General features: G+C 44.6%; 21 protein-coding genes. 14 read left to right on the top strand and 7 right to left on the bottom strand.

Going from position 1 to position 21,285, the window contains the following annotated elements; translation table 11 throughout:
• The first annotated feature begins 53 nt into the window (after window positions 1-53).
• Window positions 54-923 carry a Vmh family MBL fold metallo-hydrolase gene (locus KIV41_RS09955; protein ID WP_285336260.1) on the top strand — a complete coding sequence of 290 codons (870 nt, stop codon included), beginning with the start codon at window positions 54-56 and terminating at the stop codon, window positions 921-923.
• Between the two features lie 66 nt (window positions 924-989).
• On the opposite strand, the gene KIV41_RS09960 is transcribed toward KIV41_RS09955, so the two are convergent.
• Entirely contained in the window at window positions 990-2,570 is a 1,581-nt protein-coding gene (locus tag KIV41_RS09960) for a DEAD/DEAH box helicase (RefSeq protein ID WP_285336212.1), read from the bottom strand.
• Window positions 2,571-2,822: 252 nt separating this feature from the next.
• Here KIV41_RS09960 and KIV41_RS09965 point away from each other — a divergent pair, with 252 nt between their 5' ends.
• The 4 genes from KIV41_RS09965 to KIV41_RS09980 all read left to right on the top strand — a co-directional run bounded on the left by KIV41_RS09965 (window position 2,823) and on the right by KIV41_RS09980 (window position 7,426).
• Window positions 2,823-3,251, top strand: coding sequence for a VOC family protein (locus KIV41_RS09965; protein ID WP_252042422.1), 429 nt, complete (start codon window positions 2,823-2,825; stop codon window positions 3,249-3,251).
• Window positions 3,252-3,728: 477 nt separating this feature from the next.
• On the top strand, window positions 3,729-5,084 hold the full coding sequence (locus tag KIV41_RS09970) for a diguanylate cyclase domain-containing protein (RefSeq protein WP_252042425.1): 1,356 nt from the start codon (window positions 3,729-3,731) through the stop codon (window positions 5,082-5,084).
• The gene (locus KIV41_RS09975) at window positions 5,071-6,387 is read left to right on the top strand and encodes a glycosyltransferase (protein WP_252042426.1); all 1,317 of its coding nucleotides are present in this window, start codon (window positions 5,071-5,073) and stop codon (window positions 6,385-6,387) included. Before KIV41_RS09970 ends, KIV41_RS09975 begins: the two co-directional genes overlap by 14 nt.
• 1 nt (window position 6,388) lies before the next feature.
• Window positions 6,389-7,426 (top strand): HlyD family secretion protein, encoded by a 1,038-nt coding sequence (locus tag KIV41_RS09980; RefSeq protein WP_252042427.1) that lies wholly within the window; start codon window positions 6,389-6,391, stop codon window positions 7,424-7,426.
• Between the two features lie 68 nt (window positions 7,427-7,494).
• Here the strand turns inward: KIV41_RS09980 and KIV41_RS09985 are convergent, their stop codons facing one another.
• Window positions 7,495-8,202 carry a lipoate--protein ligase gene (locus KIV41_RS09985; RefSeq protein ID WP_285336216.1) on the bottom strand — a complete coding sequence of 236 codons (708 nt, stop codon included), beginning with the start codon at window positions 8,200-8,202 and terminating at the stop codon, window positions 7,495-7,497.
• Window positions 8,203-8,441: 239 nt separating this feature from the next.
• Between KIV41_RS09985 and KIV41_RS09990 the strand changes: the two genes are divergently transcribed.
• Entirely contained in the window at window positions 8,442-8,906 is a 465-nt protein-coding gene (locus KIV41_RS09990) for a hypothetical protein (protein WP_005451336.1), read from the top strand.
• Between the two features lie 79 nt (window positions 8,907-8,985).
• Window positions 8,986-9,312 carry a DUF4156 domain-containing protein gene (locus tag KIV41_RS09995; RefSeq protein WP_045385651.1) on the top strand — a complete coding sequence of 109 codons (327 nt, stop codon included), beginning with the start codon at window positions 8,986-8,988 and terminating at the stop codon, window positions 9,310-9,312.
• 56 nt (window positions 9,313-9,368) lie between these two features.
• Here the strand turns inward: KIV41_RS09995 and KIV41_RS10000 are convergent, their stop codons facing one another.
• The gene (locus KIV41_RS10000; protein ID WP_045385653.1) at window positions 9,369-10,517 is read right to left on the bottom strand and encodes a PLP-dependent aminotransferase family protein; all 1,149 of its coding nucleotides are present in this window, start codon (window positions 10,515-10,517) and stop codon (window positions 9,369-9,371) included.
• Window positions 10,518-10,647: 130 nt separating this feature from the next.
• Here KIV41_RS10000 and KIV41_RS10005 point away from each other — a divergent pair, with 130 nt between their 5' ends.
• Together KIV41_RS10005 and KIV41_RS10010 are read left to right on the top strand one after the other, a co-directional pair.
• On the top strand, window positions 10,648-11,517 hold the full coding sequence (locus tag KIV41_RS10005) for a GyrI-like domain-containing protein (protein WP_005439161.1): 870 nt from the start codon (window positions 10,648-10,650) through the stop codon (window positions 11,515-11,517).
• A gap of 105 nt (window positions 11,518-11,622) precedes the next feature.
• The gene (locus tag KIV41_RS10010; RefSeq protein WP_005439159.1) at window positions 11,623-12,537 is read left to right on the top strand and encodes a LysR family transcriptional regulator; all 915 of its coding nucleotides are present in this window, start codon (window positions 11,623-11,625) and stop codon (window positions 12,535-12,537) included.
• A gap of 63 nt (window positions 12,538-12,600) precedes the next feature.
• Here KIV41_RS10010 and KIV41_RS10015 read toward each other — a convergent pair whose 3' ends face one another.
• From KIV41_RS10015 to KIV41_RS10025, 3 genes are all read right to left on the bottom strand, one after another.
• The gene (locus tag KIV41_RS10015) at window positions 12,601-13,473 is read right to left on the bottom strand and encodes a radical SAM protein (protein WP_282065495.1); all 873 of its coding nucleotides are present in this window, start codon (window positions 13,471-13,473) and stop codon (window positions 12,601-12,603) included.
• Window positions 13,474-13,799: 326 nt separating this feature from the next.
• Window positions 13,800-14,603 (bottom strand): SDR family NAD(P)-dependent oxidoreductase, encoded by an 804-nt coding sequence (locus KIV41_RS10020; protein ID WP_285336221.1) that lies wholly within the window; start codon window positions 14,601-14,603, stop codon window positions 13,800-13,802.
• Between the two features lie 172 nt (window positions 14,604-14,775).
• A complete protein-coding gene (locus tag KIV41_RS10025) occupies window positions 14,776-15,810 on the bottom strand; it encodes a DUF4382 domain-containing protein (protein WP_285336223.1) in 1,035 nt (344 codons plus the stop codon).
• 250 nt (window positions 15,811-16,060) lie between these two features.
• On the opposite strand from KIV41_RS10025, the gene KIV41_RS10030 reads away from it, so the two are divergent.
• Window positions 16,061-16,300 (top strand): YdcH family protein, encoded by a 240-nt coding sequence (locus KIV41_RS10030; protein ID WP_010452898.1) that lies wholly within the window; start codon window positions 16,061-16,063, stop codon window positions 16,298-16,300.
• Between the two features lie 61 nt (window positions 16,301-16,361).
• On the opposite strand, the gene KIV41_RS10035 is transcribed toward KIV41_RS10030, so the two are convergent.
• On the bottom strand, window positions 16,362-17,015 hold the full coding sequence (locus KIV41_RS10035) for a cupin domain-containing protein (RefSeq protein WP_252042437.1): 654 nt from the start codon (window positions 17,013-17,015) through the stop codon (window positions 16,362-16,364).
• Between the two features lie 202 nt (window positions 17,016-17,217).
• On the opposite strand from KIV41_RS10035, the gene KIV41_RS10040 reads away from it, so the two are divergent.
• The 4 genes from KIV41_RS10040 to KIV41_RS10055 all read left to right on the top strand — a co-directional run bounded on the left by KIV41_RS10040 (window position 17,218) and on the right by KIV41_RS10055 (window position 21,096).
• Window positions 17,218-18,360 (top strand): hypothetical protein, encoded by a 1,143-nt coding sequence (locus KIV41_RS10040; RefSeq protein ID WP_285336226.1) that lies wholly within the window; start codon window positions 17,218-17,220, stop codon window positions 18,358-18,360.
• On the top strand, window positions 18,350-19,276 hold the full coding sequence (locus KIV41_RS10045) for a metal ABC transporter solute-binding protein, Zn/Mn family (protein ID WP_285336262.1): 927 nt from the start codon (window positions 18,350-18,352) through the stop codon (window positions 19,274-19,276). The genes KIV41_RS10040 and KIV41_RS10045 overlap by 11 nt, the downstream gene beginning before the upstream one ends.
• Window positions 19,277-19,279: 3 nt before the next feature.
• Window positions 19,280-20,074 carry a metal ABC transporter permease gene (locus tag KIV41_RS10050; protein ID WP_045385668.1) on the top strand — a complete coding sequence of 265 codons (795 nt, stop codon included), beginning with the start codon at window positions 19,280-19,282 and terminating at the stop codon, window positions 20,072-20,074.
• Between the two features lie 302 nt (window positions 20,075-20,376).
• The gene (locus KIV41_RS10055) at window positions 20,377-21,096 is read left to right on the top strand and encodes a beta-ketoacyl-ACP reductase (RefSeq protein ID WP_282065491.1); all 720 of its coding nucleotides are present in this window, start codon (window positions 20,377-20,379) and stop codon (window positions 21,094-21,096) included.
• The last annotated feature ends 189 nt before the right edge of the window (window positions 21,097-21,285 follow it).

Consider the following 21,285-nt stretch of genomic DNA (forward strand, 5'->3'; position numbering starts at 1 on the left):
GCCTCAACACTAAACGAGCCGCATGAGTTGGTTCTCTAATACGGAATAAGATGATGAATAAGCGTTCAATTACTCTACTGATCACAGCACTAGTGGCATCGAACTATGTGTCGGCTGCGGACTTAACGATTACCCACTACAACCCCGGTGAAAATGCGATCTTTCCTGCAAGCTCTGTGTTTGTTTCTGGTGAAAAAGAGCTGATGTTGTTTGACGCACAATTTAGCGTCAAAGACGGAAAAAAATTGGTGGAACAGATTAAAAAGAGTGGCAAAGAGCTGTCGATGATTTACATCAGCAGCGGTGACCCAGATTATTATTTTGGCTTAGAGCCTATTGTTGCGGCCTTCCCTGATGTCAAAGTGGTCGCGAGCGAAGCGGTTGTTAAACATATCGAACGAACAAAAGACGCGAAACTGGCGTACTGGGGACCTATTTTGGAAGAGGGGGCACCATCAAAAATTGTTGTGCCTACTGTACTCAATGACACGACTTTGACGCTTGAAGGTAAGCGCATTGAAGTAAAAGAAATCAATACTCATGATGCTTACCTTTGGGTGCCTTCGGAGAAGACGGTATTTGGTGGGGTATCGGTTTACAGTGGCGTTCATGTTTGGATGGCGGACACTCAGTCGAAACAAGAGCGTGCTCAATGGTCCCAATCGCTGGAGCGCATGAAAGCACTGAAACCAAAAAACGTCATTCCGGGACACTACCTAGGTGATATGCCGAAAGGTGTGGAAGGTATTCAATTCACCATGAACTACATTGCAGACATTGAGCAGACGTTAGAAAAATTAAGTAAGCCATCATCAAGCGAGATTTCGGCAGCGATGAAGGCTAAGTACCCGCAGTTTGCTGCCACAGAAGGCGATCTAGAATTGGGCGCGAAAGTGCTAAGTGGTGAAATGGAGTGGCATTAATCTAAGTCTGTTATTCACCATACTACCCAAAAAAAGCAGCCCCTCATTGTGAGGAGCTGTTTTTTATTATTTTGCAGTTTGCGGACGTGGCTTGCGACGTTGTCCTGATGGCTTGTTGCTTGACGGTTTACCATTTGAAGGCTTTGCACCCGCAGGTTTGCCGTTGTTAGGCTTGCGGTTTCCTGATGGTTTACCACCGTTATCATTTTTGTTTGCGCCTGATTTGTTCGTATTAGGCTGTTTGGTATTCGGCTTGTTACCGCTTGGCTTGTCGTTTGTGCGAGCTTGACCATCACGGTTGCCTTTTGGCTTACCAGCGCCACCTTTGCCAGATTTGTTTTCGCCTTTACCGTTTTTGTTGTCACTGTTGAAACGACACTTTGGTTTGTTGTTACCGCCGCTGTTTTTCTTCTCAGCAGTTTGGCCGTTTTCACCTTCTGCTTTTGGCTTCTTAGGCTTTTTCGGTTTCTTTGGCTTGATAGGGCGGGTATCAAGCTTCGATTCCGGCAATACGTTAGTTGGTGCGTAGCCTTCTAGCTCTTTACGAGGAAGCAGCTGTTGAATCAAACGTTCAATCGCAAACAGCTCTGATGCTTCAAGTGCGCACACTAGAGAAATCGCTTTACCCACTTCACCAGCACGACCAGTACGACCGATACGGTGAACGTAGTCTTCAGCTACTTTTGGCAGCTCAAAGTTAACCACTTGAGGAAGCTGAGGAATGTCGATACCGCGCGCAGCGATGTCTGTTGCGACTAATACGCGAACTTCGCCAGATTTAAAGTCAGCTAGAGCTTTAGTACGTGCGCCTTGGCTCTTATTGCCGTGAATTGCAGCTGCTGTAATCTTTTGGTCGATTAGGAACTTGGCTAAGCGGTTTGCGCCATGCTTGGTTTTGGTAAATACCAATACTTGTTTCCAATCGCCATCTTTGATCAGCTTGACCAGCATTGGTGCTTTCTTCTTCACGTCTGCTGGGTAGATGCATTGTTCTACGGTGCGTGCTGTCGAGTTTGCTGGGTTAACTGAAATCTCAACAGGGTTGTTGACCAGACCTTTCGCAAGCTCACGGATTTCGTTTGAGAATGTCGCAGAGAACAATAGGTTTTGACGTTGCTTCGGTAGCAATTCAAGAATCTTGCGAATGTCGCGAATGAAACCCATGTCAAGCATGCGGTCTGCTTCGTCCAGTACTAGCATTTCTAGTTGGTCGAACTTCACTGCATTTTGGTTGTATAGGTCCATTAGGCGGCCTGGTGTTGCAACCAATACGTCTGCACCTTTACGCAGGCGAAGCATTTGTGGGTTGATCTTCACACCACCAAATACCACTGCACTCGTTAGAGGTAGGTGACGGCTGTACATGAATACGTTTTCTTGTACCTGGGCAGCAAGCTCACGAGTTGGTGTCAGCACCAATGCGCGGATGTGGTTGCCGCGTACGCGTGGACCGTTTGACAGACGTTCAAGAATTGGCAGCGTAAAGCCCGCCGTTTTACCTGTACCAGTCTGTGCTGCTGCCATTACGTCTTTCCCTTCCAAAACAGCAGGAATTGCTTGAGCCTGAATCGGCGAAGGGGTGTCGTAGCCTTTTTCCTGAATAGCCTTAAGGATTGGAGCAGATAGACCTAACGAGGTAAAACCCATATGTATGATTCTCAATTGTCGAGTTTGATAACAAGGCGTCGATTTTATGCGCGACGCGAAAAGTGCGACATTCTGAGGCTTTTAGGCGTTAGCTTCAACTATTTCTGTCATGGATAATTTTTTGAAGCAGATCTCATTTCTCACGATAGCGTTAAAATGCAGTCTTTACCTCAAGTTTGCTTGAGGTTTTAGAGTGTTGAACAAGCAAAAGGAAAACTAAAACGATAACCCAAATTAACAAGGAACAACGTTATGAAAAGCTATGTTGAACACGCCAATATCTCTGTCGTAAATGCGCGCAAAACCATTGAATTTTTAACGACTGCTATTCCAGAGTGGACAATCCGTGGCAGCGGTAAGCTTGATGACTGGTTTGGACGTCCCATCGAATGGTTTCATGTCGGAGATGAGCATTCTTACATCGCGATCTCCGATGGTGGAGATGGCGATGCTGGGCATTGGACTACACATTTTACTGGCATGAAGCACCTCGGCATCGTCGTTCCTGATGTTGATGCGCTCGTCGCTCGATTAAAAGAAGTGGGTTATGAGCTTGACCACTGGGGGGCCGATCACCCATTTCGTAAAAACGTCTATTACTTGGAAGATCATGGGATGCAGTTTGAGTTTGTCGAGTATTTATCTGATATATATAACGAGCGAAACGATTACGCTTTGTGATTGAAAAATAAAAGTTAATAGATTGGTTGCTACTTGTGTGAGGTAAAGTTATTAATATTGATAATTCCGTCTTAACTATGAGACGGGGTTGTATGATTAAATGCTGATCATCAAGGATGTGCTTTTAAAAATATAGTGGTTATTAAAGGAATTATATACCAAGTTAATAATAAATTCAGCTTATTAATAAAGGTTCCTCAATGCTTTTTCGTAGTCATATTAACTTAAAATATACATTAAAATTCCTATCAATGTGGTTTGGTTTCATTCCTCTCGTCATTAATTGAACCATAAGGCTATCAGTGCGAAATATCTGCTCTGTGGCCCTTTATTTGACACTTTAAAAATTAACTTCTGTTGTGCCTGATTATGTTATTTCAGGTTCCCAGCATTTCACACGTTTCCGTCGATTAAATAATAGTAACTTTCTATATTTTAAATGACTGGAGCGTTAAAATATTTGTGTGAGTAATTAGTATGTTAATTGGGAATGAAACGTTCTATTGGATTGGCGATAAACCAACAGAATATGAACTTGAAAATGTTATATATATTAATGATGTAGAATCGCTTCCGTTTGGAATGGGAGGCATGTTTTGTATAAATGTGTTGGAACCAAAGCAAGTTGATGGAATTCTTAACGCTTTTTACCAAAATGCAGGACGATGGAGTTGGTCTGTCTATACAACGATTGAAACGCCTTATTCTCGAAGTGTTAGTGATGGCATTTTTGATATGGCGACTTCTTTAAAAGCATGGCAAAGCTCGCGAAGTCGCCTTGAATCGGTATCTCAGGTGACGTCGTTAGATCCGCTGATTGGCTGGCTTGGCATAAATAGAAACCGCAGATTAACGGCGATGAAAAGCCTTGAATCATCTTCAATTTATACGTATCCACTGATAGAAGCGTTTTACCCTGACATTTACTCAACCTATCGCTACGTGTTGTCCGAGAAAGCACGAGATATTTTAGAAAGTGAACAACTGATGGATCGTATTCGTGTCTGTACGCATTGCAATAGCGGCCACTTGAATTACGTTGAAGTTTGCCCTCAATGCAGCAGTATCGACATTGAGTCTCAGAGTTCGCTCCATTGCTTTACTTGTGGTCACGTTGGTGAGCAGCAGTCATTTCAACGCCGCGGTAAGTTGGAATGCCCAAAGTGTTTAACTCAACTAAGACACATTGGTGTGGACTATGACCGCCCTCTAGAGAATCACGTTTGTAATCAGTGCTCTAATCTTTTTGTTGAAGCAGCAACGATGAGCCAATGCTTGAGTTGTGATGAGAAGATGAAGGTTGATGATCTTATTGTGCGCAAGCTGTACCAATACCGTTTAGGTGAAGCAGGAGAATACATATTCCAGCACGGAAAGTCCTCTCAAGCTCCTGAGCTCTCAATCAAAGGTAAGGTTGAGAACAGTTTCTTCCAGAACTTACTCGCGTGGCTAAATAAAGTCGCTATGCGCCACAAAGAGCATCACCTACTTTTGGGGTTACACCTTCCCTCGTTAGATGAGTACGGAAAGCAGCACGGTGACGCCAAGCTTTTCTCCTTGATTGATCAACTGACTAAGCGTCTTAGTGAGATATTCAGAGATACGGATATCTGCTGCCAATTTAAGCAAGATGTGCTGCTGGTGCTCATGCCGAATACCGAAACGTCTAGCTTATCGGTATTGCAGAACAAACTCTCGGCACTGGGCAGCCAAATTGAAGATGAAGAGTTTGAACTCAATGTCTTCTCATGGGCACTTCCTCAAGCAAGTATTGAAGATGGCGTAGCGGTATGGTTAGAAACACTGGTTGGTGATATTTATGCTGCAAGATAGTCTTGTTCTGCTTGATTATCTTCGCGGGATGCTGCTTCATAATGAAGAGCTGTGGCTACTGCTATTCCCCGTCATGATTATTATCGAACTGCCCTTGTATCTGTTGGTATTAACGGGCATTTTTCGATGGTCTTATAATCTGGAAGACGTTGAGTTGACGCAGTTTCCATCGATCAGTTTTGTCATTACTTGTTATGGCGAAGGGGATGCGATTGGAATCACCATCGACACTTTAGTTGAGCAAGTGTATCCGGGTCACATTGAAATTCTCGCCGTTGTAGATGGCGCGGTACAGAACCAAGATACTTACAAAGCCGCGTTGAACGGTGAACTACGTCACGCTGGAGTTCGTAACCGTAAAGTGCGTGTTATTCCGAAGTGGCAACGTGGCGGGCGAGTGTCGACTCTTAACGCCGGTTTATCCGTTGCTCAAGGCGAGATCGTGATTAACGTCGATGGTGATACCTCCTTTGATAACGACATGGTGTTCACCATGATGAAACAATTTACATCGAAAGATGTGATTGCAAGTGGAGGAGCGCTACGGGTTAGAAATCATGACGCCAATATTCTGACAAAAATGCAGTCCTTGGAATACATGTTGTCCATGCAAGCAGGCAAAACTGGAATGGCAAAATGGGGCGTATTAAATAATATTTCAGGTGCGTTTGGGGCTTTTAGAAAAAATTTACTCAAACAAGTGGGTGGCTGGGATACGCATACAGCAGAAGATTTGGATTTAACTATGCGTTTAAAACAATATAAGCGACGCTATCCAAACAATAAATTAGTTTTTGCCACACATGCGATTGGGCATACCGATGTTCCAGATACCTTAAAAGGGCTAGTTATGCAGCGTTTAAGGTGGGATGGTGATTTGCTTTTTCTATTTTTGCGTAAGCACAATGAAGGATTATCACCATCTCTTTTAGGGTGGGGCAATTTTCTATTTACTCTCGCTTATGGTGTGGTTCAAAACGTCTTATTACCTTTGTTAGTTGTTATTTTTACTGTGTATATGCTTATAGCGTATCCGCTTAAATTTGTTTTAGCGTTAATGCTGTTGCTGTACTTAACGTATTTATTTCTCTCTCTAATCATATTTATTGTTTATATCGGGCTAGTGTCTGAGAGAAGAAAAGAAGACTTAAAATTTACGAAATGGCTATTTCTATACCCCGTTTATCAGTTTTTCATGCGCCTAATAACGGCGTTTTCGATGGTAAATGAGGTAGTAAGACGCAGTCACGAAGAATCTAGCATGGCACCTTGGTGGGTATTGAAACGAGGCAAAAAGTTTTAGTATGAAAGTTAACTTTCACTTAGATAAAAAGAACAAGCCACAATCTGAGAGTGGCATGAAAGTCGTCTACGGTCAGGCGAAGCGTGGTGGTTATCGACTTCGTTGGTATCTGATTTTGGCAATTGTTATCAGCCCGCTGTTATTTATGGCTTATTACTTGTTTAAGACGCAGATTTTAGTGACTGCGCCCGGTATCGTGACCTCTTATCCATTAACGATAACGGCGACTCAAGCCGCAATTGTTGGACCGATTTCGGCGAATGTCGGTGACGAGGTAGGCAAGGGGCAGTCTTTAATTCTATTGGCAGATAGTGCGTTAAACAAAGAAGTCGAGTTTTTACAAAAAGAGTTGGTTTCGTTGTCCAATAACAAGGTTCAAAGTACTGATGAGCTGTACCAGCAAGCGATAGCCAGTACCAAAACAAGCCTCGCTAAGGTGCAACAAATTCAGCAAAAGTACGACCAATTTAGAAAGAAAGGTCAGGTGTCAGAAGTGGATTACGCTGCGGTAGTTAACGTGAGCAATGCTATTGATAGCCAATTGAGCGACCAAGAAATAGCTTACATCAATGCCAAACGTGATAGAGAGCAATTGGCATTGGCGGGTCCGGTTGCACAACAGTATCGAGCGTTAATGCAAGAGCTTGTCGTAAAGCGTGCCCAACAAGAGAGCTTGACGTTTAGAGCACCGTTTAGTGGTCGAGTTTTGGATATTCATGTTCATGAAGGTCAGCGCGTTACAGAGAATGCACCATTATTGACGGTAGCTCAGAACGTAACGCCAGATATTACCGCGTTTCTAAACCCTAAGTATCTGGATTACAGCCAAAAAGGAACCAAAGCGAAGGTCATCTTCCCTGACGGAAAAAAGTTATCTGCGACAGTGTCAAGACCGGTTGAAGTGGTTAACAAGCTCCCCCAAGAGCTGCAAAGCCCGTTTGAAGGTCAACCAGCGTACCTGAAAGTCACATTATCTTTTGATGAACCCGTAGAGCAAACGAGATGGATTGAGGGTGTTGAAGTGGAAGTTCGTTTTTAATTTAATGAGTTGGATAAGTGAGAAAAGGGAGCAAATGCTCCCTTTTTTGATGAATATCGCGAATAGACTCAACGCTTCGCGTGATCCAAAAACGCTTGAGTCAGCGTTTGAAACAACGTATCAACACTTAGTTTTTGTTCTATATGGTCGAATAGGGGAGTATGAACGTCGCCACGAATATCATCGTTATGCCCGCAAAGGCGATTACATAGCTTTACTGGTTCAACGATTTTTTCTACGTCAGCATCTATGAGAATACAGGCTTGAGAGAGCACTACTTGTCCTCCGCCTTTTTTCAGTAAGACACGTTGTGCTGTCCCAACCACTTTTTTCCCATCAATATTTAAGTTGTATTCGCCATCACAATAGGAGTTTGGCGTAGCGTGCACATCAACTTTGACACCTAACTGTTTAAAAAACACGGCGAGTACGGAACATAAGTCGAGATACGCTTTTTTAATGTCGTAAGGTTGACCTTCAGGCCAGTGGTAGATGTGAGAGAGGTTTATGAGCCCCGGAACCTGTGGAACTGGTGCACCGCCGGTTTTACGTGAAAACAGCCTCCAACCTGAGTCTGCTAGATCTTGTGCTAGTTGCTCTGAAATTGTCCACTTCTTACCTGCTGGAAGCACTAGCGTAGGGCTTTTGACTTGCCACAACAGTAATACTTGAGAAAGTTGACCAGATTGAACAAGCTTGATTAACTCGTCTTCTTTGCTGAATACGTCAGCTACTTCTTTAGATTGGTAACGGATCAGTTTGTTTTTCGAAGTCAAATTCAGTCCCTCTTGCCGCTTACTCCTCTGTTTTACTCTAATTTGGTCAAAAAGCAAATCGCCTAGTTATTTATGTTTTCTATTAAATTATTAACTAAAACATAAACTTAATAAAAATCCATTTAATTAAGCTAAATTTTAATGATTTTATTTTGAGCGCAAGTGTTGCGTATGCAATGGTTGTTGTGTAATCTTTTTTTGTACCGTGAGTCCCAACAACATGAAAAGAGAAAATCGCTATGAAAAAGACACTCAGCTTTGCTCATCGAATCACCTCTATTAGTGCATACCTGCTCATCATGAGCTTTTTCACCAGTACAGTCGCGGTTGAGTTGTTTGGTGATCATCACGCAATTTTGGCGGTTAAAACTTATATCTCGTACGCGATTTGGGCAGTTGTCCCTCTTATGGCAGCAGCTGGCATAACCGGATCAAAGATGGCTCCGAATGTGAAAAAAGGACCTCTAGCGGCAAAGAAAAAGCGTATGCCTTTCGTTGCGATGAACGGCATCTTGATTTTGGTTCCGGCGGCGATTTATTTGCAGCATTTAGCCGCAAGTAATCAGTTTGATACGACCTTCTATGTTGTTCAGTTGGTTGAGTTGCTTGCTGGTTTCACGAACCTAACATTGATGACGCTGAACATTCGCGATGCGCGTGCATTAAAGAAGCCTAAGAAAGCTCCTAAACGAGCGGTTATGTAAAGCATAAAAATAATTTGTTGGTCATTGCCTAAACGATAAATAGAATCCGCAGACGATTTAATTCTAAGGCGATGAAATTATGAAAAAGTTAATGACAGGTGCAGCATTAGCAACGTTATTAACTGGTTGCGTGACGTTCCCAACCCAAGAGTCTGAGCAAGTTAAAGTGATTTGGGACGATGCAAGTGCAATTGCGAACTGTCGACACCTAGGCACCGTAATCGGCTCTGAGGGGCACTTCTATGATTACTGGTTGCATGCAGATAAAGATATGGTGTGGGGAACACTAAACCAAATGCGCATCAAAGCGGTAGAGCTAGGAGCCAATACTCTTTACTTGTATCAACCACTTGGCTTCTCAAGCTCAGTGACCATGTTCGCTAACGCGTATCAGTGTCAGAACTAAAAGAAAAGCAGACGTTAACGTCTGCTTTCACCGCTATAATTTCGAATGGGACTCAACTAGATTTGCTTCAGTACGTCTGCTAAGCGTGTCACCGCCACTTTCAATTCTTCTGGTGTTGCATTGGTGAAGTTAAGACGCAGTGCCGCTTTCACTTCAGACCCTTCTGGGTAGAAGACAGGGCTCGGTACAACGGCCACACCGTTAGCAAGCAGTGATTTTGCCAGCTCAAAGGTATCGCACTCTCGGATCTCTACCCAAACAAACATACCGCCATCAACAGGCTTAAGTACGCAACTTGCTGGGAGCTGTTTTTCTAGCTCTGCGTACATCACATCGTAGCGAGACTTGTACAGTTCACAAATGGTACTGATGTGGGTTTCGAAGTTGTCATGTTGAAGCAAGCCGTGCAGTAGGGCTTGCATCGGTACGCTTGAGTGCAGATCGGCACCTTGTTTGATTTTAATCAGCGGTTCTAGGTAGCTAACTTTACCCGTAACCACACCAATACGAAGACCTGGTGATGCAATCTTAGAGAATGAACGCAGTACGATAGAGTTCTGTGGGCAGAAATCAGAAACCAAAGGCAAAGCTTCACCAGAGAAACGCAGCTCGCGGTACGGTGCATCTTCGATGAAAGCTACATTGTATTGAATACAAAGCTCTGCAACCTTTTGACGTGTTTCTAGTGCCCAGCATACGCCTGTTGGGTTATGGAAATCTGGCACCGCATAGAACATCTTCGGCTTTTGCTCAGCGAAGCATTGCTCTAGTTCTTCAAGGTTTGGACCGAACTCAGTTTGAGAAACAGTCACGATGTTTGCTTGAACCAAGCCAAACACCTGCATTGCACCAAGGTAGCTTGGGGCTTCCATTACCACTTTGTCACCTGGGTTCACATAAGCACGCGCAATCAAATCCAAACCTTGCTGAGAGCCCGTAGTGATCATCGCCGTGTGTGTTTCAGGAAGCTTGAAGTAACCGTTTAGGAAGCTAAGTAGCGGTCCATAGCCTGCGGTTGAGCCGTATTGAAACACCTCTGGCATGTTGGCCAAGTTTTCAAGCGTCGGCTTCATTAAGTCGATTGGGAAGGTCTGCTCGTCTGGCAAACCGCCAGCAAGCGAGATTATGTTTTTATCGCTAGCGGCAGCGAGGATCTCTCGAATGTACGATGACTTTACTTGTTGTAGTGACTGTGCGATTTCCATGTGTTGTGTTTCTCGTATTTTTTAATTTTGGTTTTATTCAGAAGATAGTACATGGGATTTGCTAACTTAAGTGTGTCCATTTATGCTGTTAAACATGTCCATTTATGCTATTTCAATCAAACGCTAAATTATGAGTCAGCAACAGGTTTCCAGAATCAATGACGTACTGTTCTACATTCACCAAGACATTAGCAGAGAATTATCCGCTAAAGAGCTAGCGGATGTAGCAGCGTATTCTGAGCAGCATTTCCACCGTATTTTTAAAGATGTGGTGGGGGAGTCGATTCATCAATACATTCGTCGCACGCGAATGGAATACGCAGCAAACCAGTTGATGTTCGATACCAAATCGTCGGTATTAGAGATTGCCAATAAGTGCGGTTTTAGTTCGGTATCGTCATTCAGTCGTGCCTTTAAATCCACGTTTGATATGTCGCCCGGTGCTTGGCGCAAGCATGATTTGCATGTCGCGGAAAAGCCGTATCTCAAAGATCCTGAAGTCGCAGCGGGTTACCATCGAGTCGCGAAGCGTACCCTACCGGAGCCAAAGATTGTTGAAGTGCCCCAACGCTTTGCTGCTTATGTTCGTCATGAAGGCTACAACCGTTCTATTCGCAATGCTTGGCTGGTGTTAAAAGCGTGGGCCAATTCAGAGAACCGAGACTTCTCTACGCAATATGGTTTGCATCATTCCAATCCGGCTTGGGTTGAGTTGGACAAGTGTCGTTATGTGGCATGCATGGCCATTGATAAACCGCTTAAGTATCGCGGCGTAGTTAACCAGATGACCATCCCGGGTGGCTTACACGCGGTGTTCAGGTTGACTGGTGTGTATGGTGAGCTGCTGCCTCAAATCAGCATGGTGTTGGAGAAATGGTTGCCAAACTCGGGCTTTAAGCAACGCTCGACTCCTGCGTATGTGCATTATCATCAAAACCACTTTTTAAATCATGAAGAAGCGTTTGAACTAGATTTCTACTTGCCTATCAGTTTCTTCTAACAATTTCTTTTAAAAAACTTTGCTTCACGTTCAATGCTTTACTATTGTGTCAGATGAAAATGCCCGGCATTGACGTCGGACTTTATAGAATAAGTTGAAAATGAAATGAATATAGAACATCTCAAGCTTTTCGTTCGTTTGGCATCAACGCACAACATCAGCATGGCAGGACAAGAGCTTGGATTATCGCCAGCCGTTGCCAGTGCCCACATCAATAAGTTGGAAGAAGGGCTAGGCGTTCGCCTTGTGCACCGAACCACACGTAAGGTCTCATTAACGGAAGAAGGTCAGGCATTTTTGCCACACGCTGAAGAAGTGCTTGCAACGGTAGAAGCGGCGCGAGGTGCGGTAGGAGTTGGTCATAGCGCACCAACCGGCACGCTTCGAGTAACGGCTCCGGCATCGTTTGGGCGTTTGCATCTTGTGCCTGCGCTCAAAGGCTTTATGGCGGCTTACCCCGAGCTTACGGTGGATTTTCGTTTCTCCGATTCCATCATTGATATGGTTGAAGGCGGGTTCGATGTCGCGATTCGTCTTGCAGAGTTGAAAGACTCAACGCTGGTGGCACGCAAACTAGCACCGGATCGTCGCATCATTGTCGCTTCACCAGAGTATTTAGAAAAGCACGGTACGCCGAAAACACCGCAAGAACTTGCTGAGCATGAATGCGTGACGCTAATGGGATTGGACAATTGGGTGTTTGAAACCCCAGATGGTCATTATGCGATGCGCGCTTCGGGAAGCTTTAGAACCGATAACGGCGATGCGATGCGCGATGCTTGTATCGATGGACTTGGTGTGTCGATTAACTCTATTTGGAGTGTCTACAAACAGCTTCAAGCCGGTGAGTTGGTTGAAATCTTGGAAGACTACCCATTAGTGATGAACGCCAGCATTTGGGCGGTTTACCCTAGCTCACGTTTGATCGCGCCTAAGGTTCGTGCCTTTATTGATTACTTTGCCGAGTATTACGGGCAGCCACCATATTGGGAAACCGAGCTGGCTACCCATCAGAAATAAACAAAAACGCTTTCCAATCGGAAAGCGTTTTTTATTGTGTTTATCTAGGAGGAAAGAAAACGACTACCAAGAGAAAGTCTGGATGACGTTGTCTTTTGCCATTGGGTTAGATGCAATCGCGTGATTGATGTTTCTCAGAAAATCCTCGCGTGAATCCAACAACCAACCTTTCTGTGGAACGATGTTATTACCATGGTCGCCCCAGTAGAAGGTATCAATGTTCAAGTTTTCGAGTAGGTATTTCTCCTCCTCAAGCACTTGAAGTTGAGTTGGCATAATGAACTCACCATTCTTCACTTCTTGTTCCATCACCGTTCCTGGCTGAATCGCAAGTGCCATAGGAGCAATTTGCTCAGGATTGATTTGGTTCAAGATGTCTGTTGTCGCAATAATGTGTTCTTTTGAACGTTCACGACCACCAAGACCAAAGATGAAAGACAGCAACACTTCAATGCCAGCTTCTTTCGCCATTGCCATGCCTTCTATCGCTTGCTCTGGTGACATGCGTTTTTTAATGCGTTCTAGAACAACGCGGTCGCCAGATTCAAGGCCAGAATAGGCCATATCTAAACCCGCATCTTTCAGCTCTTTCAATTCAGCAATGGTTTTACGGCGGAAATCGTTCAGTCCACTGTAAAGAGAAATCTTTTTGCATTCAGGAAAGGTTGAACGCAATTTGTCGAAGATCTTAAGCAAGTAATCCGTACGTGCCGCCATAACGTTACCATCAATCAAAAAGATCGACTCTACGTGTGGGTAGATCAGACGCGCTTCTTCAATGTCTTCAAACACGTCTTCAATAGGGCGTACCTTAAAGCGCTTGTCATCAAACATGCTGCAAAACGTGCAGGTGTTGATGCTACAACCCAATGTGGTTTGGATTAAGATGCTGCGGTATTCCGGCCATGGTCGGTAAACTTTGCCCTCATAGTTCATAGTTGGATCTCCAGTTAAAAGCGGGATGATTCGATGTCATCACTCGCGAAAGAAAATGGGAACGAACGCGTTTGAGTCTGGCGTTTTTCCCGATGGCTGAAGATTAACAAGAGAAATGTTTGTTGATAATTAGCCTTTATATCGAATGAGTTTTTAGATTTTATTGAAAATGAACAATAGTGGCAGTTTCAGAAGCGCAGAGACGGAAACGTGAGAAACAGAAACGCTAGAAGCCAGTCCACAGAAACCATTCCATAGAAACAAGTGCGTAAAAACAACAACACCCAGCCGAAGCTAGGTGTTTAATAGAAATCAACCGTGTGGAATTAAGCGAGTTTAGCAATCACTGCTTCAATCGCGTCTACCACTTGTTGTGATTTAGTGTCATTCAACGCATCACGATGAGGAGCGGCAAAAGCTTCAATGTCGTTGTCGAAGTACGAACCATGCGCTTGAGCAAATTCATCCGATAGTGCAGCACGAATTAGAATGTCTGCGCCCAAACTGATGTCATTACCCGCGATACCGTAAGCGTCTTTCACCATTTTGCTGCCAAGGAATGACTTTGGATTGACGGAAACCACCATAGGGCCGACGTTTTTCAACTGCAATCCCATTACGCGTGACCACATAGTCAGTGCCAGCTTACTTTGAGCGTAAGCTTCACCGTCTGACAGTGGTTTGTCGCCCATCAAGGCTTCGATGCTCACTGGCGCTTGTGCCGCAGAAGATAGGTTTACTACACGACCTGTGTTGCGAAGTAGTGGAAGCAACTCTTTTGTCAGCATGTACGGCGCAACGGTGTTAACGGCAAAGCGCACATCAAGACCTTCTTGAGTTCTTGAGTTAGGTGTCGCGAACACACCAGCGTTGTTGATGATTACATCCAGTTTGCCAAAGCGCTCTGCCACTTCTGCAACCATCTGTTTCACGGCTTTGACTGAAGATAGGTCAGCAACGATGCTCTCCACTTTGCCAGCGTTCATCTCAATCAAGCTTTGCTCTACGTTTTGAACCTTTGTTTTGTTACGGCCATGGACAATCACGTGGTGACCATCTGCCACTAACATTTTTGCTGTTTCTAAACCAATGCCGTCTGTAGAGCCAGTAATCAGGATGATTTTTTGCATAATTGAGATTCCTTTTGAATTCGATATGCAACAATCATAGTGGCATCTTTGGCGTTCGACTATTGGGAGAGTGAGGGAAACACTTTATAGAAATGATTGATAATCCGAGAGGGGTATAAAAAACAGGGCCGAAGCCCCGTTATTCATTTAACGTTTAAATGACTCTCAAAACTTAAAGGTTTGCGTTTGTGTCGCTGCCAGCAGAAACACTCAGTCCACTAGTAGATGTATAGATACTGAATGTTTCACCATCCACAATGCCTTCTTCTGAGTCATCGTTAGCGGTACAGGTGTAACCAATCGAGTAAGTGCCAGGTTCTACATAACCAAACTCATATTGATAAGTGGTACCTTCATCTTCTGTGGTCACATTCGCAGAAGCGATAGGGGCTTGAGACTCACTTGGGGCAAAAGACCCCATGTCTGCTTGCGCGATATCACCTTCATAGAGGTATACGGCATGCGCATAACCGTTGCCCGATGTCGTGTCAGTTTCGCAGCCTTGGTAGGTTGTGAGATCAACGTTGCCACCAAGATTACCAGTCGTAAACGTGTTGATTAGGCTGATTGACGTTCTTTGAATCGTGTAACCTTCGTCTTTACCCGTTGCATCTTTTAAGCCTCGACGTAAATCGAATTCCACCACGTAATCTTTGTTGTCTGGATTGACGGCAAATTGGTTATTGAAAAAGAGTACGCCAGAATTAGGCTCATCGCCGACACCTTGTGGGCACTTACCGTTACCCTTTACCGTTAATGGCATTTGGTTTCCTGTGCTTTCTTCAACGACGTAAGATGGGTATTCAGGATGGTCACCGTCGTTTGCAAAAACACACAGTTGGTAGTTACCAGTAGGAATCACTTCGTTATCAATGAGCTCCTGAGCTTCACTGCCTTGGAAGTCTAATAAGTTCACACTCAGTGGCAGCGGATCTGCATCATCCGGAAGAAGGTCACCTTCTTCATCAACGTAGTTGCCATCTTCATCAGTTTTGTAGACGTTGAAGATTTGAGGCTCCCCTTCACCAACAGGAAGAAACGCCACTTTGCTGTAGGTTACTACCACTTCAGAAACATCATCTATGGGCGCATCTGATACTGAAAGACTAACGGGCGTGGTTGCGCTAACTGAACTGCTATCTGAGTTACATCCTGTCAGTGCAAATATCACGGCAGCGCCAATCAGGCTAATTTTAAAAGTGTTCATTTGTATTTCCTTTTTAATACAAACCTCAATAAATGTAGCTGAAATTTAGCGATAAAAAATGTGTCTATTGCCAGATTATTGCAAGGCTATGTCAAGATTAGAAATGAGAACTTGTTTATTCAATGAGTTAAGTAAAAATGTGCTCAAGTCGACGATTTGATGGTGGATGAGATGCTATGGTTATGAATAAGCGTTGCTCAATAAATGAGCAGCTTCTTTAACAAAAATACGCTCAGCCAAAGAGGTCTTTATGTTAGGCGAAAATCACTCACTAACTCATGAATTTCCGGAACATTTGGATACAATCACTCAACTTACGGCGAATGACGCTGACTTCGCTGAAAATGCTAAAAATTACAATACGCTTGATAAGGAAATCCGAGAACTCGAATTGCAAGGAAACCCTATTGACGATCATCAAATGAACACACTCAAACACAACCGTTCAGAGCTGAAAGATTGGCTTTACTCAAAAATTATGAGCGTGTAGTGATAATCTAGTACTGCATTAATGGCGGCTCGAACATTCGGGCCGTTTGTGTTTCTGAGTTTTAACCAACGGGTAGATGCCCTGTTTTTACCCAGATAACCGTTTCTTGAATAACAAAAGGAAAGTGCTCACTCATATGTGGGCTGCGCAGCCACGTGTGTTTTGGATAATTCCCAAACTCATCATTGAACTCCCCGGATAGTACGAGGATCTCCTCGCCACCAAAATGATGGTGTGGTTGAAACTTTTCACCTTTTGGCCACTTTACCAATGCAACGTGCTCGTGCTCAAAGTTGTGCAGTGGCATGACTTGCAGCCCACCAATCCCCGGCAACCACTCAGCTTGACTGGTATTAATATGCACCGTTTCGAGATCGTTAGGACCAAACTGGTTCAGTTTTACTAAGAGCACGCAGCCTTTCTTGCTAAAAGGTGCGTGTTTGCTTCCTGGAGGGTTGCGTAGGTAAGTACCTGCCGGATAGTCCCCATACTCGTCAGAAAATACGCCCTCAAGTACCAGTATCTCCTCTCCATGTGGGTGAGGGTGCGTAGCAAACTTCGAGTTTGGTTCGTACTTCACCAAGCTGGTTGTATGCCCTGACTCTTTCGCCTCTCGCTCTAATGGTTTGCGCCATACACCTGCCGCAGGGCTGGCTACCCAATCTTGATCAGAGGCTCTGATAACCAGTCTTTTTGAAAAGTCCATATTTAACATATTGAAATACCGGGTGATTATGAAGAGTGAGTCCAAGTGGGATTCATAATGATATTGAATGAATTGTAGATAACGCTTTCACAAGAGGAAATGTATTTTTCTGTTACATTTTCTTACATTCTCCTTGTTGAATACGAATTGTTATATTATAACATTGCGCAAATCTAAACGTTATAACATAACAATAAACAAGGAAAATGCAGTGAATAAAAAATTGGTCTCTCTAGCGGTTGGTAGTTTGTTTGTCTCCCCAGTGTTTGCAGATACACTTTCGAATCCTCAGATTGGAGTGGTACTAGACGGTTACTATCAAGATGGACAGCGTCATAACTCAGAGCGCGAAGAGGGTTTTGGTCTTGGTCATACTGAATTAAATATGTCAGCAAACATTGATGACAAGTTTCATGGTGCACTGACGGCAGTGCTTGAAAGCCATGGTGATGAGACAGAGTTTGTTTTAGAAGAAGCATTCATCGAAACACTCGCACTTCCTTACGGTTTGAATGTGCGTGCTGGTCGATTCCTATCTGACTTTGGTTACCTGAATAATCAACACATGCACACCGACAGCTTTGTTGAGCGCCCAATCGCTTACCGTACGTTCCTAGGTTCGCATTATTACGACGATGGTATTCGCGCAAACATCGTGTTGCCAACGGATCTGTATGTAAAGTTTGGCGCTGAGGCATTAAGCGGTAGCAAGATGTCTTCTGTTGAAGATGGCTCTGAAGTTGGCGTTTACACGACGACGCTGAAGCTAGGTAGTGATTTCTCTGAATCATCGAGTTGGCAGTTTGGCTTGAGCTACTTGTACAACAAAAATGGCAAAGTGACAGAGTTCGAAGATCACGACCACGGTCATGCAGAGGAGCATGGTCACGATCATAGCCATGCCGCAGCAGTAACGGGTGAGAACCTTTACGGAGCTGACTTTGTATGGAAATGGGCGCCAGATGGTAACTACAAGTACAGCAACTTCACGCTATCTGCTGAATACATGTTGCTAGACGGTGCGGTAGACAGCAAGTTCAAAGATGACGCGGAATCTCCAGACAACCTTACCGCATACTACGTATCCGGTGTTTACCGCCTTAACCCAAGCTGGTCAGCAGGCCTGCGTTACGGTGAAGCAGAAAGCTACGACGGCCACGCACACGGTGACCACATGCATTTCACGGCACTAAACGATAAAGAGATGGATGCGATGATCGCATGGGATTCTTCTCACTTCGGTACTATCCGTGCGCAATACTCTCGCATTGATAACCAAGACAGCGAAACAGACAACGTATTCACACTGCAATACGTGATGACGTTTGGAGCGCACGGTGCACATGCGTTCTAAGCTGACGTTAAGAAAATGCAGTTTAGCAGTGATGGCGGCGGGGGCTGCCATCATTGCTTCGCCTGCTTCGGCTCTCAACATCTTCGTTTGTGAGCCAGAATGGAAAGCCTTTCTTGAAAGCCATGCGCCAGACGCCAGCATTTATTCAGCGACAACGGCTAAGCAAGACCCACATTACGTACAAGCTCGCCCTTCATTGATTGCCAAGATGCGCCAAGCGGACATGGCTATGTGCTCGGGGGCTGAATTAGAAGTGGGGTGGTTACCGATGCTGCAAGTTCGTAGCAGCAATGCAGCGGTGCAAAATGGTGCGCCGAGCATGATCTATGCGACGGACTTCGTGCGCATGTTAGATACTCATGATCACGTTGACCGCAGCATGGGGGACATTCATGCGTACGGAAACCCACATGTGCAGTTTGCGGCGAATGACATGGTTGCGATTTCGCGTGTTGTAACAGAACGTTTGAAGAGCATCGATCCAGACAACGCACAAAGCTATCAAGTGAATGGTATGAAGTTCCGCGCTCACTGGCGTAAAAAGCTTAATGAGTGGAATAAGAAAGCTGCGCCATTAAAGGGTAAACAAGTGGTGGGTTATCACGAAACCTACCGTTATCTATACGATTGGCTTGGCATGGAACAAATCGCTGACCTAGAGCCAAAGCCGGGCATTTCACCGACCACTTCTCACCTTCAATCTTTAACTAAGTTGGACTCGGACTCTTTTGAAGCGATTGTCTACTCGTCGCATCAAGACCAGCGTCCAGCAAACTGGCTACAGAAACAAACCAATAAGCCGCTGATTCAGTTGCCTTTGACGGTTTCTGATGGTGAAAGTTTGGATGAAATGTACGACCAAGTTATCGATGATTTGTTGGATGTGTTAGTGCAACCTGTTCCGGTGAAGATCTAAGCCATGGCAGATTATGCATGGCTATTACCAGCGGTGCTGTGTGGCTTGATTGCTCTGGTTGGTAACGTGGTGCTCGGGCAGCAAGTGTTAAAACGCCAAATTATCTTTATTGATTTGGCGGTGGCACAAGTTGCCGCCTTGGGGGCAGCGCTGAGTCACTATTGGTTGAACCAATACGATCTCTTTTCTGGTTCTTTCTTTGGTGAAATGGTTGGTCCTTGGGTGATGTCGTTACTGCTTTGCGGTCTGATTGCCTTAATGGAAAAGCGCTACCAACAGCATTTGGAACCTATGATAGGTAGCTTGTTTGTGGTGTCTGCATCGCTGGCGATACTGCTGGTGAGCAAAGACCCGCATGGCGGAGACTTTATTCAAGGGATCCTTAATGGGCAACTGTTATGGGCAACTTGGGCTGACGTTTGGCCTTTGGCATTGATTACCGCTGCGATGTTGCTGTTGGTATGGTTAAAACCTGCGTTTATGCAGGGCAGTGGTTTCTATCTGATCTTTGCTATCTTGATGCCGATTACGGTCAAGTTAACGGGCATTTATTTGGAATTTGCCTTGTTGGTGATTCCAGCTTTATGTGCGGCGGCATTAAAGGGAACTCGATTCTTTGTCGCCAGTATCAGCATCGGTATGGTTGGCATCATCTCTGGCATTGCAGCATCGGCTCGTTACGACTTACCAAGTGGGGCGAGTATCGTGATCACCTTGTTCATTGTAGGTATGTTGTTCAATCTATTGCTTCAGCCTACTCTGGTGAAAATAACAAAGCCATCTTTTGTAAAAGATTAAGAAACAAATAACATTGGTCTGATGAAGGTAGTATTTGAGTAATCGGACCAATACTTTTCAATCAAAGTCTTCCAATCGTGTAAGTTTGCGCCCTCCAACACACTTTTTTAAGTTGATTTCACCATAGTCATCAAGTTGGTCTTGATTAGTTCACATCCGACTCCCAGACTGTTTCTATAGTTTTTATAAGATATGAAAGACCCTGCGTATGAGAAGCGCAGCTGTAACGCGACTAGGCATAAAAACAAAAAACGCTAGGGGTACAAGCGAATTTGTAATCTCAACATTTAAGGAAGACCAAGATGAAACCGGAAAAAGTAGCAGTAGTCACTGGTGCGGCTCGTGGTATTGGCCAAGCGATTTGTGAGCAATTACTGGAGGATGGATTCCACGTTGTCGGGCTAGACATATCGCCCGTGGAATGGAGCCAGTCGGCGCAGCTAAGCAGTTATCAAGTTGACTTGTGTGATGCCGCAGCCGTCAACGAAGTGGTAGAAAGTATCGTAGCGCAGCACGGAAGAATTGATGCGCTGGTTAACAACGCGGGCATCACTCGCGATGCGCTGTTGCCAGATATGTTAGAGCAAGACTGGGACAGCGTTATCGACGTAAACCTAAAAGCGGTGTTCTTACTCACTCAACGCATCGCTCCTGTCATGCTAGAACAAGGCGCAGGCAGTATCGTCAGTATTTCTTCTATCGTGGGAACGGATGGCAACATAGGCCAGAGCAACTACGGCGCAAGTAAAGGCGGCGTTATTTCTATGAGCAAAGGCTGGGCGAAAGAGCTCTCAAGAAAGGGCGCGCAAATCCGCGTCAACTGTGTGGCGCCAGGATTTATCGCCACCGATATGACCAAGAACCTACCAGAAAAAGTGATTCAAATGATGGAAGGCAAAACCCCATTAGGCCGAATGGGCTCAGTGCAAGACATCGCCCATGGCGTCTCCTTCCTCACCTCCGACAAGAGCGCCTACATCACAGGACAAGTGCTCAAAATTGACGGTGGGTTAGTGCTTTAGCCGCCGAACTAAACCTCAAATAACAAACGCCCTTCATCTAAGTGAAGGGCGTTTTTGTTTGGCACATTTTTGCCCCATTTAGTGTTAGATCTTTTACTCATTCATATCTTGTTAATCTGAGTTTGACCTACTCAAACTTATACACTTGAGTTGAGAACTTAGCGTTCACGTTTTTAGGCGACATTTTGC

This window comes from Vibrio sp. D401a, assembly GCF_030248515.1.
Taxonomy (GTDB): domain Bacteria; phylum Pseudomonadota; class Gammaproteobacteria; order Enterobacterales; family Vibrionaceae; genus Vibrio; species Vibrio rotiferianus.

Coding starts and splice junctions, on each gene's coding strand:
- KIV41_RS10025 (WP_285336223.1), bottom strand. CDS start 15,810: ATGAACACTTTTAAAATTAGCCTGATTGGCGCTGCCGTGATATTTGCA.
- KIV41_RS09975 (WP_252042426.1), top strand. CDS start 5,071: ATGCTGCAAGATAGTCTTGTTCTGCTTGATTATCTTCGCGGGATGCTG.
- KIV41_RS10020 (WP_285336221.1), bottom strand. CDS start 14,603: ATGCAAAAAATCATCCTGATTACTGGCTCTACAGACGGCATTGGTTTA.
- KIV41_RS10050 (WP_045385668.1), top strand. CDS start 19,280: ATGGCAGATTATGCATGGCTATTACCAGCGGTGCTGTGTGGCTTGATT.
- KIV41_RS09965 (WP_252042422.1), top strand. CDS start 2,823: ATGAAAAGCTATGTTGAACACGCCAATATCTCTGTCGTAAATGCGCGC.
- KIV41_RS10000 (WP_045385653.1), bottom strand. CDS start 10,517: ATGGAAATCGCACAGTCACTACAACAAGTAAAGTCATCGTACATTCGA.
- KIV41_RS09990 (WP_005451336.1), top strand. CDS start 8,442: ATGAAAAAGACACTCAGCTTTGCTCATCGAATCACCTCTATTAGTGCA.
- KIV41_RS09955 (WP_285336260.1), top strand. CDS start 54: ATGAATAAGCGTTCAATTACTCTACTGATCACAGCACTAGTGGCATCG.
- KIV41_RS10035 (WP_252042437.1), bottom strand. CDS start 17,015: ATGTTAAATATGGACTTTTCAAAAAGACTGGTTATCAGAGCCTCTGAT.
- KIV41_RS10005 (WP_005439161.1), top strand. CDS start 10,648: ATGAGTCAGCAACAGGTTTCCAGAATCAATGACGTACTGTTCTACATT.
- KIV41_RS10010 (WP_005439159.1), top strand. CDS start 11,623: ATGAATATAGAACATCTCAAGCTTTTCGTTCGTTTGGCATCAACGCAC.
- KIV41_RS09980 (WP_252042427.1), top strand. CDS start 6,389: ATGAAAGTTAACTTTCACTTAGATAAAAAGAACAAGCCACAATCTGAG.
- KIV41_RS09960 (WP_285336212.1), bottom strand. CDS start 2,570: ATGGGTTTTACCTCGTTAGGTCTATCTGCTCCAATCCTTAAGGCTATT.
- KIV41_RS09995 (WP_045385651.1), top strand. CDS start 8,986: ATGAAAAAGTTAATGACAGGTGCAGCATTAGCAACGTTATTAACTGGT.
- KIV41_RS10055 (WP_282065491.1), top strand. CDS start 20,377: ATGAAACCGGAAAAAGTAGCAGTAGTCACTGGTGCGGCTCGTGGTATT.
- KIV41_RS10015 (WP_282065495.1), bottom strand. CDS start 13,473: ATGAACTATGAGGGCAAAGTTTACCGACCATGGCCGGAATACCGCAGC.
- KIV41_RS10030 (WP_010452898.1), top strand. CDS start 16,061: ATGTTAGGCGAAAATCACTCACTAACTCATGAATTTCCGGAACATTTG.
- KIV41_RS10045 (WP_285336262.1), top strand. CDS start 18,350: ATGCGTTCTAAGCTGACGTTAAGAAAATGCAGTTTAGCAGTGATGGCG.
- KIV41_RS09970 (WP_252042425.1), top strand. CDS start 3,729: ATGTTAATTGGGAATGAAACGTTCTATTGGATTGGCGATAAACCAACA.